The 14,280-nt window shown below is 33.9% G+C and carries 16 protein-coding genes; 5 read left to right on the top strand and 11 right to left on the bottom strand.

Annotated elements, in window-relative coordinates:
* The first annotated feature begins 152 nt into the window (after nt 1–152).
* From K7G76_RS10990 to K7G76_RS10980, 3 genes are all read left to right on the top strand, one after another.
* Nucleotides 153–620 carry a GNAT family N-acetyltransferase gene (locus tag K7G76_RS10990; RefSeq protein WP_223034272.1) on the top strand — a complete coding sequence of 156 codons (468 nt, stop codon included), beginning with the start codon at nt 153–155 and terminating at the stop codon, nt 618–620.
* A gap of 29 nt (nt 621–649) precedes the next feature.
* Nucleotides 650–1,555, top strand: coding sequence for an MBL fold metallo-hydrolase (locus K7G76_RS10985; protein ID WP_223034271.1), 906 nt, complete (start codon nt 650–652; stop codon nt 1,553–1,555).
* A gap of 77 nt (nt 1,556–1,632) precedes the next feature.
* On the top strand, nt 1,633–1,881 hold the full coding sequence (locus K7G76_RS10980) for a hypothetical protein (protein WP_223034270.1): 249 nt from the start codon (nt 1,633–1,635) through the stop codon (nt 1,879–1,881).
* A gap of 30 nt (nt 1,882–1,911) precedes the next feature.
* Here K7G76_RS10980 and ettA read toward each other — a convergent pair whose 3' ends face one another.
* The 8 genes from ettA to K7G76_RS10940 all read right to left on the bottom strand — a co-directional run bounded on the left by ettA (nt 1,912) and on the right by K7G76_RS10940 (nt 7,151).
* Nucleotides 1,912–3,603 (bottom strand): energy-dependent translational throttle protein EttA, encoded by a 1,692-nt coding sequence (ettA, locus tag K7G76_RS10975; RefSeq protein ID WP_223034269.1) that lies wholly within the window; start codon nt 3,601–3,603, stop codon nt 1,912–1,914.
* Complete coding sequence (locus K7G76_RS10970; protein ID WP_223034268.1) at nt 3,603–3,785, bottom strand: CAL67264 family membrane protein; 183 nt, start codon at nt 3,783–3,785, stop codon at nt 3,603–3,605. Before K7G76_RS10970 ends, ettA begins: the two co-directional genes overlap by 1 nt.
* 108 nt (nt 3,786–3,893) lie before the next feature.
* Nucleotides 3,894–4,610, bottom strand: coding sequence for a pirin family protein (locus tag K7G76_RS10965; RefSeq protein WP_223034267.1), 717 nt, complete (start codon nt 4,608–4,610; stop codon nt 3,894–3,896).
* An 11-nt stretch (nt 4,611–4,621) separates the two neighbouring features.
* Nucleotides 4,622–5,494 (bottom strand): pirin family protein, encoded by an 873-nt coding sequence (locus tag K7G76_RS10960; RefSeq protein ID WP_223034266.1) that lies wholly within the window; start codon nt 5,492–5,494, stop codon nt 4,622–4,624.
* Between the two features lie 36 nt (nt 5,495–5,530).
* On the bottom strand, nt 5,531–5,968 hold the full coding sequence (locus K7G76_RS10955; RefSeq protein WP_223034265.1) for a MarR family winged helix-turn-helix transcriptional regulator: 438 nt from the start codon (nt 5,966–5,968) through the stop codon (nt 5,531–5,533).
* 10 nt (nt 5,969–5,978) lie between these two features.
* Nucleotides 5,979–6,260: a GNAT family N-acetyltransferase gene (locus K7G76_RS10950; RefSeq protein ID WP_223034264.1), complete on the bottom strand. Its 282-nt coding sequence runs from the start codon at nt 6,258–6,260 to the stop codon at nt 5,979–5,981.
* Between the two features lies 1 nt (nt 6,261).
* Nucleotides 6,262–6,792, bottom strand: a complete 531-nt coding sequence (locus K7G76_RS10945; protein ID WP_223034263.1) for an NADPH-dependent FMN reductase — start codon at nt 6,790–6,792, stop codon at nt 6,262–6,264.
* An 8-nt stretch (nt 6,793–6,800) separates the two neighbouring features.
* Entirely contained in the window at nt 6,801–7,151 is a 351-nt protein-coding gene (locus K7G76_RS10940; protein WP_223034262.1) for a DoxX family protein, read from the bottom strand.
* A 143-nt stretch (nt 7,152–7,294) separates the two neighbouring features.
* Between K7G76_RS10940 and K7G76_RS10935 the strand changes: the two genes are divergently transcribed.
* Both K7G76_RS10935 and K7G76_RS10930 read left to right on the top strand, forming a co-directional pair.
* A complete protein-coding gene (locus tag K7G76_RS10935) occupies nt 7,295–8,938 on the top strand; it encodes an acyl-CoA carboxylase subunit beta (RefSeq protein ID WP_223034261.1) in 1,644 nt (547 codons plus the stop codon).
* A gap of 54 nt (nt 8,939–8,992) precedes the next feature.
* On the top strand, nt 8,993–9,415 hold the full coding sequence (locus tag K7G76_RS10930) for a DoxX family protein (protein ID WP_223034260.1): 423 nt from the start codon (nt 8,993–8,995) through the stop codon (nt 9,413–9,415).
* A gap of 36 nt (nt 9,416–9,451) precedes the next feature.
* On the opposite strand, the gene K7G76_RS10925 is transcribed toward K7G76_RS10930, so the two are convergent.
* The 3 genes from K7G76_RS10925 to K7G76_RS10915 form a co-directional block, all read right to left on the bottom strand.
* Entirely contained in the window at nt 9,452–11,662 is a 2,211-nt protein-coding gene (locus K7G76_RS10925; RefSeq protein ID WP_223034259.1) for a VWA domain-containing protein, read from the bottom strand.
* Between the two features lie 147 nt (nt 11,663–11,809).
* A complete protein-coding gene (ftcD, locus tag K7G76_RS10920) occupies nt 11,810–13,504 on the bottom strand; it encodes a glutamate formimidoyltransferase (protein ID WP_223034258.1) in 1,695 nt (564 codons plus the stop codon).
* A 78-nt stretch (nt 13,505–13,582) separates the two neighbouring features.
* Nucleotides 13,583–14,230 (bottom strand): vWA domain-containing protein, encoded by a 648-nt coding sequence (locus tag K7G76_RS10915; protein WP_223034257.1) that lies wholly within the window; start codon nt 14,228–14,230, stop codon nt 13,583–13,585.
* Nucleotides 14,231–14,280 lie beyond the last annotated feature (50 nt).

Raw genomic sequence — 14,280 nt, 5'->3', positions numbered from 1 at the left:
GTCTGACTTAAATATTTGGATGTTTGCCATACTATTTTGGGCTAAAAAATAGGTTTGTAATATTACTAAACCTAATTAAAAACTAGCGTTATAAGAGATTGAGATTTAGTACTTAAAGTTTTGTTAAACATACAAAAACAATAAAATACCTTATGGAGATTAACATAATTCCCTTTAGTTCAATTTATGCTAAAGACTTTTATGATCTTAATATTGAATGGTTAAAAACCTATTTTTATGTTGAACCTTTTGATGAAGAGGTATTAAGTAAACCAGACCATTATATTATCAACAAAGGAGGGTATATTTTCTTTGCAATATCTGAAGATGAAATTCTTGGAACTGTAGCTTTAATGCCCACAGCTGATTCGCATATTTTTGAATTGACTAAAATGGCTGTTTTACCAGAGTTAAGAGGGCTAAAAATTGGACAGAAGCTCATGAACCATTGTATAGATTTTGCCAAAAAAAATAATTTCAAGGCACTAATGCTATACTCTAATACAAAATTAGAAAACGCTATTTATATTTATAGGAAATATGGTTTTGAAGAAGTTCCTGTGGAGGATAATTCTCCTTACGAGCGAAGTAATATTAAAATGATTTTAAATTTTAACTAGCTTTACATAAACACTAAACATTAAGTACCATGAAAAAATACATTTGTTCGTTAGTTATTCCTTTGTTGTTTTTTAGTTGTAAAACTGATAAAAAACATGAAACTGTTCAACCTGTAGAAGAAATAGTTTCTGATACACTTTTAGTTGAAGAGCCTATTGAAGAACTGGATATGGACACTATTATAGAAGTTGAAAAAAAAGTCGAAAACCCAAAAGTAGTAGTACAAAAACCCAAAGAACCTTTTAAAAACTATTTAGTAGAGTCTGACATTACCATTAGCCCCATTAATCATGGTACACTAGTAATTGAATATAATGGAACTATTATTTATGTAGATCCCGTAGGAGGTCAAGATGCTTTTGTAGGCCATAAGCCCCCTAACTTTATTTTAATTACAGATATACATGGTGATCATTTAAATGTAGAAACCTTAAACGCCATTAATACACCTAATACGATAATTATTGGCCCTAAAGCCGTTAAAGAAAAACTACCACAATCACTGCAAAATAACTTTACGACATTATTTAGCGGATTAAGCCGAGGGTTTTCTACATCAAAAATGTCATTAGATGTTGAAGGCGTAGCCATGTATAATATTCGCGAAGAAGCTAAACAATACCATCCTAAAGGTCGTGGAATTGGTTACGTTCTTACCATAAATGGAAAAAGAATCTATATTTCAGGAGATACTGAAGACACTTTAGAAATGCGTCAGCTTAAAAACATTGATATAGCGTTAGTCTGTATGAACTTACCCTATACTATGACCGTTTCAAGTGCAGCAGATGCAGTTTTGGCCTTTAAGCCCAAAAAAGTATTACCCTACCACTACCGAGGCACCAATGGCTTAAGTGATGTAAAAAAATTCAAACGTTTAGTGAACTCAAAAAATAGAAACATTAAAGTTGTACAATTAAACTGGTACGAATAGCTTAATAGTATGATTTATAGTTGATTAATAATTTTTTGTTTATATTTGACATGCTATAACCCCAATTTGCACCTACGATGATTCATTTAATTCGTATATCGGTATACCCTCTCTTAATACTTATAGAGCAATTAAGCATTGTAAAAATGCTAGCCATTACTGTAGTTTTCTTCTTAATTTTATTAATTCTCGGAATTAGAAAATCCTACAAATTAAAAAAGGAAAACGAGCGTTTAAATGAATTAAGTACAAACCTTTTAGATGAAGAAGACAAACCTTATACCGATTTTACTGAAGGACATTTATACGACAACTCAAATAAATAAAAAAAGCCTGCAATAGCAGGCTTTTTTTATTTATCTCACTAGTTTTTTATACTTAATTCGCTTAGGCATTAAGTCGCCACCAAGTCTTTTCTTTTTATTTTCTTCATAATCACTAAAACTACCTTCAAAGAAATATACTTGAGAATCCCCTTCAAAAGCCAATATATGCGTACAAATACGATCTAAAAACCATCTATCATGCGAAATAATAACAGCGCAACCGGCGAAGTTTTCAAGACCTTCTTCTAAAGCCCTTAATGTATTGACATCAAGATCATTAGTAGGCTCGTCTAAAAGCAGTACATTACCTTCTTCCTTAAGTGTCATTGCCAAATGCAATCGGTTACGTTCACCACCAGACAACAAATCCACCTTCTTGTTTTGCTCACTTCCAGAAAAATTAAAACGACTCAAATACGCTCTAGAATTAACCTGACGTCCACCCATCATAATCAAATCCTGTTCTTCACTAAAATTTTGCCAAATGGTCTTATTCGGGTCAATATTAGAATGGCTCTGGTCTACATAAGCTATTTTTGCTGTTTCCCCAACAACAAACTCACCTTTGTCAGGTTGTTCTTCACCCATTATCATTCTAAAAATTGTAGTCTTACCTGCACCATTTGGACCAATAACACCTACTATCCCTGCTTGAGGCAAATTGAAGTTTAAATCTTCGTATAGTAATTTATCGTCATAGGCTTTGCTAACTCCTTTGGCCTCAATAACATTGGTTCCCAGACGTGGTCCATTTGGAATATAAATTTCAAGCTTTTCGTCCAATTGCTTTTGGTCTTGACTCATTAACTTATCATAATTCTTCAAACGTGCTTTTTGCTTGGTTTGACGGCCTTTAGCACCTTGACGAACCCATTCCAACTCGCGTTCTAATGTTTTTTGACGTTTGGATGCAGCCTTGCCCTCTTGAGCCATGCGTTTAGACTTTTGGTCCAACCATGATGAATAGTTTCCTTTCCACGGAATACCTTCTCCTCTATCCAATTCCAATATCCACCCTGCTACGTTATCCAAAAAGTATCTATCATGCGTTACTGCTATAACTGTTCCTTTGTATTGTGCTAAATGATGCTCTAACCAATGTACAGATTCAGCATCTAAATGGTTGGTAGGCTCATCCAATAGTAATACATCTGGTTCTTGAAGCAATAATCGGCATAAAGCTACACGACGACGTTCACCACCGGAAAGAACACCTATTTTTTTATCACCTTCAGGGGTTCGAAGAGCATCCATAGCAATCTCAAGCTTGGTGTCCAATTCCCAAGCATTAGCTGCATCAATCTGGTCTTGCAATTCTGCCTGACGGTTCATTAGCTTTTCCATCTTGTCTGGATTGGAGTATACCTCTTCCAAGCCAAACATATCATTAATTTTATTATACTCATCAAGTATAGCAACAGTTTCGGCCGCACCTTCACGAACCACTTCCATTACTGTTTTATCATCATCCAATTGCGGTTCTTGCTCTAAATAACCTACTGAATAACCTGGTGAAAACACTACATCTCCTTGATAGTTTTTATCTACGCCAGCTATTATTTTAAGTAAAGTAGATTTACCAGAACCATTTAGACCAAGAATTCCAATTTTTGCACCGTAGAAAAAACTTAAATAAATATTCTTTAAAACTGGTGTATTGGCACTCTGGAATGTCTTGGTAACACCAGACATTGAAAATATTACTTTCTTATCATCACTCATTACACACGTCCTTTTAATGCGTTAAACACCCAGGCTATAGAAAAGAAACCTAACCCTACCGCTGCAAATCCCCAACCGGCTACATCATCATATCTAAATGCGCCTAAAGCAATTAAACCTAATCCTACAAAAATCATTATCCATGTGGCCCAAGCCAACACAGTATTTTTATTCATCGCCATAATCTTGTTTTTATTTTTTTTGATAGTTAGTCGAAATACAAATATCGTGTTTTTAAACAAAAAAAGCACCCTATACAGGATGCTTTTTCGCTATTAATCAAATACCAATTATGACATTGGAACTTCAATAATTATTAATTCTGATACTTTATTAGCTAGTACATTAACTCCTGTTGTATCGAAAATGCCAATAGCATCTCTATTAGATAATTGATGATTAGCTACTTCAATGGCACCATTGACAACAAAAATATAGAGACCATTTTTAGAAGATTTTAAATTTAATGCAATAGAAGTATCTGCGTCTAAACGCGATCTGTAAATATAAGCCTGTTGACTTATGGGCAATGCATTACCTTCTAATCTATTTTTAGGAGCTACAATGGTCTGCAATCTATTATGGCGGTCTTCGCTATCAAACTTACGTTGCTCATAATGTGGTTTAACATTTACTTCTTCTGGAATAATCCAGAGCTGCAAAAAATTAACCTCATCAGTCTTACTATCATTAAATTCTGAATGTGTTAATCCTGTTCCAGCACTCATAACCTGTACTTCCCCTACCTCTATGGCACGCTTATTTCCCATACTGTCTTTGTGTGATAGCGCGCCTTTTAATGGAATAGATATGATTTCCATATTTTGATGCGGATGAGTTCCAAAACCCATTTTAGGCTGCACCACATCATCATTTAAAACGCGTAACATTCCAAAGTTCATACGTTCTAGATCTTGGTAATTGGCAAAACTAAACGTGTAATGCGATTTTAACCAACCATGGTCAGCAAAACCTCTACTATTTGCTTTATGTACAACTGTTTTCATTTCTTTATTTTTTAATTTGCAGGAAGAAACCCCATTTTACCCATCTGATAATCCCTCATGGCTTCTAATAATTCTGTTTGGGTATTCATAACATAAGGACCATATGTCGCTACACTTTCATTAAAAGGCTTACCCGAAATGAAGAGCAATAAACTATCTTCTAGCGCTTCTATTTTAAAACCTTCTCCATCTTGGTTAAATTGAACCAATTGGTTTTCATTTAACTTCAAAGTCACATCATCATTTATTATAACTTTCCCTTTTAAAAGATATACAAGTCCTTGATGAGATGCATCAAACTGTAAGGATTCAACACCACCAAATTTGGCATTAATCATATAAGCATTCACAGGTGTTTGTGTGGCAATTTTACCATATTTACCCTTAAGGTTTCCAGCTATAATTCGTGTTTCAACTTTTTGGTCTTTTGAAGTTATTATATTGAATTCTTCGTGTCTAGCATGTTGATAATTAGCCGGAATCATCTTTTTCTCCGCAGGTAGATTCAACCAAAGCTGAATCCCTTCTATAAAACCGCCTTGCTTAACAAATGCTTTTGTTGGTCCTTCTGAATGCACTATGCCTCGACCCGCAGTTGTCCATTGAACATCACCTGCTTTAACAATACTTTCATGCCCAAGTGAGTCACGATGCAATTGTTCGCCCTGAACTAAAAATGTTACAGGTTCAAAACCTCTATGCGGATGAGGCCCCAAATCAAAAGGATTACTTTTTTCGTTTATTTCATATGGTCCATAGTGATGTAACAATATAAAAGGATCAATCATCTCAACCTGATTAGTTGGTAATGGTTGACGTAACCTAATTGGTCCCATGTTAACAAAATCACTTCTACCTATATGTTTAATCGTATTTAATTTCATTTTTTTGCTCCTTTCCTTTTTTATGAAACGGTATCATTATCTTATTTTATCCAATAGTCCACTTAAGAGTTCAGCTTCTTTTTCGGTTAAATTTTCTAAAAGATCATGCTTCAAGTTTTTAGATATTTCATTAACAAGCTCCAATCCTTTTTCGGTTATTGAAATATACACTACACGTCTGTCATCTGGACAATGTTCGCGCTCAATTAAATCTTTAGCACACAGCTTATCCATTAACCGTGTTGCATTTGGAGAGCGTTCTATCATGCGTTCCTTTATAGTCTGAACCTTTAAGGCTTTTTTTGCTCCTTTTAAGATTCGTAGCACATTATACTGCTGAGGCGAAATATCATACGGTTTAAAAAACTGATTCTGATGGCTACTAATCCAATTAGCCGTATAAATAATATTTAAAGTTGCCTTTACCTTATTATTTGGAAATTTTGAATTTATATCTTTTGAAAAATCACCCATAGATCTCTAATTAAAATAAAACGTCATTATATTCTGTTTGCTTTTTGAAAACAGCTGCTGCAAAAGGACATAACGGTAAAATTTTAATTTGCAATTCTCTAGCATAATCAACTGCTGCTTTAACTAACAGCTTACCTACTCCTTGCCCCCTTAAAGAATCGTCTACTTCTGTATGATCAATTATAATCTTATCAGGGCCAGCTTTTGAGTAGGTCATTTCAGCTAATCTATGATTGTCTTTCTCAACAAAAAAGACACCTTTTTGATCATTGATTGTGTGTTTTACTTCCATTTTACAATGCCTTTTGAAACTGTTCTACTTTTGCTTTTAATTCATTATTTAATTCATTACTTGCAATTTTACCATCAGAAAAATTGCTACCAAATGACGGTAATGAAAAATGTGCTATAATTTGTGCATTATGCCTTGGAAATCTATCTAAAGCGATTTGCAAAACCGAAGCACCCCCTCTTCCTCCTGGAGATGTTGCCATTAACAGCATGGGTTTACCAAAAAACGTTTTACCTTCTATTCGTGACATCCAGTCAAAAGCATTCTTAAAAGCAGCTGTATATGCGCCATTATGTTCGGCTAGCGACAGCAAAATACCATCTGAATTTTTAATTAGATTTAATAATTGATGTGCTGTTTTAGGAATACCATTTTTATTTTCTAAATCAATACCGTATAATGGCAATTCAAAATCATTTAAATCCAAAATGTTGGTTTCAACATTATCCAATAAAGACGATGCATATTCTACCAGTTGTTTATTTATCGATTTTTTACTGTTGCTTCCCGCAAAGGCTAAAATTTTTTTCATTCTAACTATTACTTTTTTTTATAGAAAACATATGAAATGATTAACAACACTAAAGCAATTAAAGCTCCTGTTTGCTCACCATCACCAATCATATAATGCGCAAAAAACGCCAACACAAATGCAAAAAAGAAGCCTGCATATGCCCATTCCTTAATAGTTTTGAAATTAGTATTCCAGATAGCGAACAAGCCTAATAGTTTTGCTCCAGCATATGGGTAGATAATATAAGATGGATACCCAAAACCTGAAAAGGCTTGACTAATTTCATTATGATTAAATAAATACATACTCACAGAAAACAACATTAAAGCTGTTAATAATCCTGTTGAAGTATAAAATACAATTTTATTACGTTTCATTATTCCTATTTTTTAAATCTGGTACAAATCTATAATAAATTATTTTATTTTCCTAGGAATATATTTCCTTGTTATCTTATTTAACAAAATATTCACTTTTTAAACACGGTACTCTTTTGTAAATTCGTGGCAAACTAAAATCTATGGATATAAACTTCAATAAAAACGAAGACCACAATAAACTATTGGTTTCTGAACTTAAAAAACGTCTTTTAAAAGTAAAACTTGGAGGCGGCGAAAAGAGTATAGAAAAGCATCATGGTAAAGGTAAAATGACAGCCAGGGAACGTATTGATTATTTGTTGGATCCTAAATCTAAATCTATTGAAATTGGGGCTTTTGCCGGTGAAGATATGTATGAAGAACATGGTGGCTGCCCTTCTGGTGGTGTTGTCGTAAAAATTGGCTATGTAAAGGGTAAACAATGTATGGTTGTCGCTAATGATGCCACTGTTAAAGCAGGTGCTTGGTTCCCTATTACAGGTAAGAAAAATTTAAGAGCCCAAGAAATAGCCATAGAAAATAAATTGCCTATAATTTATTTAGTTGACAGCGCAGGTGTTTATCTACCTATGCAAGATGAAATTTTTCCTGACAAAGAACACTTTGGACGTATTTTTAGAAATAATGCCATTATGAGCAGTATGGGTATTACTCAAATAGCTGCAGTAATGGGGAGTTGTGTAGCAGGTGGAGCTTATTTACCCATTATGAGTGACGAAGCCTTAATTGTCGATAAAACAGGTAGCATATTTTTAGCAGGTAGCTATTTGGTGAAAGCAGCTATTGGTGAAAGTATAGATAATGAGACATTAGGTGGTGCAACAACACACTGTGAAATATCAGGTGTTACCGATTACAAAGCAAAAGATGATAAAGATGCTTTGAATACCATAAAAAACATTATTGACAAAATTGGAGACTATGATAAGGCTGGATTTAACCGAATAATTTCAAAAAAACCAAAAGAAAACCCTGAAGATATTTATGGTATTATTCCGAAATCTAGAGCTGACCAATACGATATGTATGAGGTTATTAAACGATTGGTTGACAATAGTGAATATGATGAATATAAAGCTGGATACGGTAAAACTATCATTACTTGTTATGCACGAATTGACGGTTGGGCAGTGGGAATAGTTGCCAATCAACGACATATCGTGAAAACCAAAGGTGTTAAAACCAAGCCAGCTGAAATGCAATTTGGTGGTGTAATCTACAACGATAGTGCAGATAAAGCCACGCGATTTATAGCTAATTGTAATCAGAAAAAAATTCCTTTAGTCTTTTTACAAGATGTTACCGGTTTTATGGTTGGCAGCAAATCTGAACATGGTGGCATTATTAAAGATGGCGCAAAAATGGTAAATGCAGTTAGTAACTCGGTTGTTCCAAAATTTACTGTTGTAATTGGCAATAGCTATGGTGCAGGAAATTATGCCATGTGTGGTAAAGCTTATGACCCAAGACTTATTTTTGCTTGGCCAAGTGCAGAATTGGCTGTTATGAGCGGAAATAGTGCAGCAAAAGTTTTATTGCAAATTGAAACAGCTTCACTAAAAAAGAAAGGTGAAACCATTACTAAAGAGAAAGAAGAAGAATTATTCAACAAAATAAAAGATAGGTACGACAAACAAGTATCACCATATTATGCGGCCGCAAGGTTATGGACAGACGCTATAATCGATCCTTTAGACACCAGAACTTGGATTAGTATGGGTATAGAGGCTGCCAACCACGCCCCTATCGAAAAACCTTTTAATTTGGGGGTTTTACAAGTGTAATCATTATTGGAGTTTTTTTTGTATCTTATTGATTGAATATCAAGTATTTAAATCATGGGAACTATTAAATCACTCAACAAATGGGCAAATGCACATACGTACTACCCATTAGATTTGTTACGTGTTGCGCTTGGTGTGTTTTTATTTATTAAAGGCATTCACTTTATGGCTAACAGTCAGATATTAATTGATCTTTTTTCTCCAATACAAAATATGGCAGGTGGCATGATTACCATTCACTATGTAGCTCCAGCACATTTTATAGGAGGTATTTTAATTGCGTTTGGTTTACTAACGCGTTGGGCAATAGTAGCACAACTTCCAATTCTAATTGGTGCTATAATAATAAACTTTGCGGGCGAAATGGACGTTGCCAGTTTAATTATGGCCTCACTTACATTTTTGGTTTGTTTGTTTTTCTTGTTCTATGGTTCAGGAAAACATTCATGTGATTACTATTTTAAAATGCAACAATAAAAAATAGCGACACTATGGTGTCGCTATTTTTTTAAATTATAAGTTATTGTATGAAGATACCAAACGTATAAATTCCGATCTATAACCACTAGAATCATTACCTCTTCCCTTTTCAGCCAGTTCTAGCACAGTAGAATAATTTGTTGAATTGCAAAATTCAGAATTCCTTAATTGCATACCAAACAAGGCCACCGCTGACGCAAAGTACATATCTACTGAAGCTTTACTAACCTTATCGGTTTGAACATGAACCATTTCAATGCTTTTATTACCATCTGGCTCTTTGTATCTAAATTTAACCGTAAACAATTCATCTTCATAGTCAGCTGAAATTTGAGTTTTAGTATACTTTAAATCTGGTATTGATTTTAAATAATCACTTTTAGTATCAACTGGAATAACTTCATATAACGCCGTTACAGTATGACCACTTCCTAACTCACCTGCATCTTTGGTATCGTCTACAAAATCTTCATCAGCCAACAATCTGTTTTCATAACCAATCAATCTGTATGCTTCAACTTTTGTAGGATTAAATTCAATTTGAAGTTTTACATCTTTAGCAATAGTGTATAAAGTTCCGCCAAATTCCTTACCAAATACCTTTTGTGCTTCTTGCATGGTATCAATATAAGCATGATTGCCATTACCTTTATCTGCCAAAGTTTCTAATTTTGAATCTTTATAATTGCCATAACCAAACCCTAAAACAGATAGAAATACACCAGATTTACGTTTTTCTTCAATTAATTCTTGCATGGCTTTATCACTTGACGCGCCAACATTGAAATCACCATCAGTAGCAAGGATTACTCTATTATTTCCGTTCTTTTTAAAATTAGCTTCTGCTAATTTATAGGCTAAATTAATCCCAGCTCCTCCTGCTGTCGAACCACCTGATTGCAACTTATCTAAAGCTGCAATAATTTTATCTTTATTACTACCAGAAGTTGGTTTTAAAACAACTCCTGCCGCACCTGCATAAACTACTATAGACACATGATCTTGCTCTCGCAATTGATTTACCAATAACTTAAATGCTGATTTTAAAAGTGGTAATTTGTTAGCCGAACTCATTGAACCAGAAACATCAATCAAAAAGGTTAAATTTGATGCTGGTAATTCTTCATTTGAATAGGTTTTTCCCTGTAGTCCAATTCTAACCAATTGTGTTTCCTTATTCCACGGTGTCACTACTAATTCGGTATTAATGGAAAAAGGATGGTCATTTGTTGGTTGTGGATAGTCATACTTAAAATAATTAATCATTTCTTCAATTTTAACAGCATTTGGCGGTATAGGTTGCCCATTATTTATCATGCGTCTAATGTTACTGTAGGACGCTTTATCGACATCTATTGAGAATGTTGACAATGGGCTTACACGAACATTTTCAAACTGATTTTCTTCAATTTCCTCATATTCTTCAGTATCATATTCTTGATTAACAACCAGACTTGTTTTCTGTGAATTAATTACCTTTTTTAATTCTTTAGGCATTTTCCATTTACCAGATTTCGTCTGTACTATAATAGCTCCATTAGCACCTTGACTTCCGTATAAGGCAGCTCCATTGGCGCCTTTAACTACATTGACATCTTTTATTTTTTTCGGGTTTAAATTGGCCAATTCTTCTGACGTTGCTATTTTACCGTCAATAACTATTAGAGCTTGATTATTTTGAGTTATCGCTCTTGACCCGCGTAATTGAATACGGGTTGATTGATTAATTCCTCTATTAGTTGAGTTAATTTGTAAACCAGATACTTTACCTGATAAACTTTGAGCGATATTTGGATAGCTATTTTTATTTTTTGATTTTCGGTTACTCCTTTTGCTATAACCTCTACTATAATTAGAGGTATTTGAATTCATCTTTACAGAATGGCTCGAAAACGCTAAATTAGAAGGTTTCCGCTGTATACCTAATGCTGTAACTACAACTTCCTCTAAAGCATCAGAATCTACAACCATAGCAAAACTTATATTACTAGCTACTCCAACAGTTTTTTCTACCGTTTTATATCCTAAAAATGAATAGCTTAATACATCCCCAACATTGGCTTTAATTTCATAATTACCTTCAAAATCGGTTTGTGTACCATTGGTAGTACTTTTAATAATGATGTTGACTCCAGGTAATGGCAATCCGTTTTCATCTGAAATCGTTCCAGATATAGTTTTTTCTTGTGAAAAGATTTGCATGCTAAACAACATTACAAATAAGGCTAGTGTTATCGTTTTCATGATTACATGTTTTAAATTCACTGTAAAACTATCATTGACACTCCTTTTTTAAAATAAGCAATGAGTGAAGCTGTAATTTGAATGAGTTAACAATAAAAAAAGGCCAAACAAAAGTTTAGCCTTTAATCAATAATGAGTACTTATTTTTTATATCTTCTCGTTGATGTAATCTATTATTTCAGATTCTAGAGAAAGTGTTTTATCAAATATTGATTTGGCTTTATCCAAAAGTGTTTCGGCTGTTTCTCTGTTCTTTATGTCCTTGGCATTAATTCTCACATTAAAATAAGCGCCATAAACAGCTGTTCTAGCACATAATGCACCTACTCCGGCATCAGACAATGAATTTTGCAAGCCAATTTTGGCCATAGCATCCATAACCTCCATAGATTGGTATGCTGTTTCCATAACTAACAATGGTACTTCTGTTGCATAAATAGTAGCTTGTTCTATAGCCTCTGCTCTATCTGCTTTTTCTTTTTCAGTAGATTTTGGCATTCTAAAACCTTCTATAATTTTATTGAACGCATTGGTGTCTTCATCTACCAAAGCCAGTAATTTATTTTTATAACCTTGACCTTTTTCTGCCCAGATTGAAAATTCTTTCCATCTGTCATCCCATCCAGGCTTATGTGCTGATAAGTTAGCAACCATAGTCCCCAATGATACACCTAACGTACCTACATACGCCGATATAGAACCTCCACCTGGAGCCATGGACTCTCCTGCAGTTTCATCGGCAAAATCAGTAAGGGTTAAGTCTATTAGCTGTTTAGAATCCTTGTTCTTTAAAACATATTCAATAATTTTTTCTTCAGGGTTAAATGGCTTTAAATCGTCTAATCCCAGAGACTTAACGGCAATTTTAATTTTTTCGGATTCCGCAATTCCTAAAGAACGTTGTTGTTTAACAAGAAAATAATCTGCGGCATCCAGCATAGCTTTTAAAGGAATTAAACCTATAAGCTCTGACCCTGTAACGCGAATTCCTCTAGATTCAGCTGCTTTACAAGATTCATCAAAAGCTTCATGCATTGATGTGATACTAATATTTGTTAGGTTATAAGATATTTGAGCAATACCATATTCTTCAATAAACCATCCAATACCTTTTACAGCTTTCAACTTTCCTGGTATTCTAACAGGCTCTCCATTTTCATCTAAAACTTTTTTACCCGTTATGGGATTACCCTCACGCTTAACACGACCAGCCTCGCGAATATCAAAAGCTATAGCATTTGCGCGTCTGGTTGAAGTCGTGTTTAAATTTACGTTATAGGCCACCAAAAAGTCACGAGCAGAAATGGCTGTCGCTCCAGTTTTTGCAACCTTACTATTAAATTCAGCAGGTCCAAAATCGGGCTTCCAAATAGGGTCAGACAATTTTTTTGGCAATCCTTCGTATTCTCCAGCTCTACAATTGGCTAGGTTTTTTCTCTTGTCTTCCTGCGCTGCTTTTTCATATAAATAAACAGGAATATCCAACTCCTGTCCTACACGCTCTCCCAATTTATGAGCATACTTTGCTGTTTCTTCTAATGTAATTCCAGATATTGGAACCAATGGGCAAACATCGGTAGCTCCAAATCGAGGGTGTTCACCAGAATGCTTACTCATATCTATCAATTGCGAAGCCTTTTTTATTAATAGGAAAGCGGCATCTATAACTTGTTGTGGCTCACCAACAAACGTAATAACTGTTCTATTGGTTGCTGCACCTGGATCTATATCAAGTAATTTAACACCTTCAACTGTTTCTACAATATGTGCAATTTCATTTATTTTATTAATATCTCGACCTTCACTAATGTTTGGTACGCACTCAATAAGTTGCTTTTGCATTCTATTAAATATTTATATAAAAGATTAATAATTATTGGCCTCAAATATACATATTATGGTATTGATTTTTTTAGTTAATCAATCTTTTATTACAGCAATAATTTCTGGCAACAGAGTTATAGCAGTCAAGATAATTGCGCCTCCATTTTTTTTAGAATTTGGCTCTTCCTCTGTAAAATTTGAAGTTGAACTTACCGACTTATAGCTTCTCAAATTGGGGTTTGGATTACGAACCATTACAACATAATTTTCTGCTAAATCGTCATGGATTTTATTGGCATACTCATAAGCATAAGCAATACCATCATCACATTTTTTATCTATTTGTGCTTTAATATCATCTAATGCATTCAATACTGTTTTAATGCTTTTTGGAGTTGTTTTGGCAAGCACCAACCCATTCATACCTGAATAGGCAACAATTGAAATATTATCGCTTTCTGATAGGCGTTTAGATAGAAACCTAAAGGCTTGTTTTAGTGAAATTATATCTTCTTGAGACGGGTTTCGTTTTGATGTCTCAATTAAAAAAGTAATGTTCTTCGATTTAACCTCCTCTCCACCCTCTACTTCTTCTTCTTCTGCATTATATGTTAATGAATAGTTTTCTGCTATAAATGATACAAAATCATCTAGCAATACTGATTTTGTTTCAATTGGTTTTTCCTGTGATAAACTGGTATGTATTACAAATAAAACCAGTGAAATAGTGATTAGTGTTCTCATAGTATTTTGTTTTAAGTTTATAATAAACCTATAACAAAACTATATTGAAA

It is taken from the genome of Hanstruepera marina (assembly GCF_019880635.1).
GTDB classification, from domain to species: Bacteria; Bacteroidota; Bacteroidia; order Flavobacteriales; family Flavobacteriaceae; genus Hanstruepera; species Hanstruepera marina.
The sequence above is the reverse complement of the archived record's forward strand: the minus strand, read 5'-3'. Positions and strand labels throughout refer to the sequence as shown.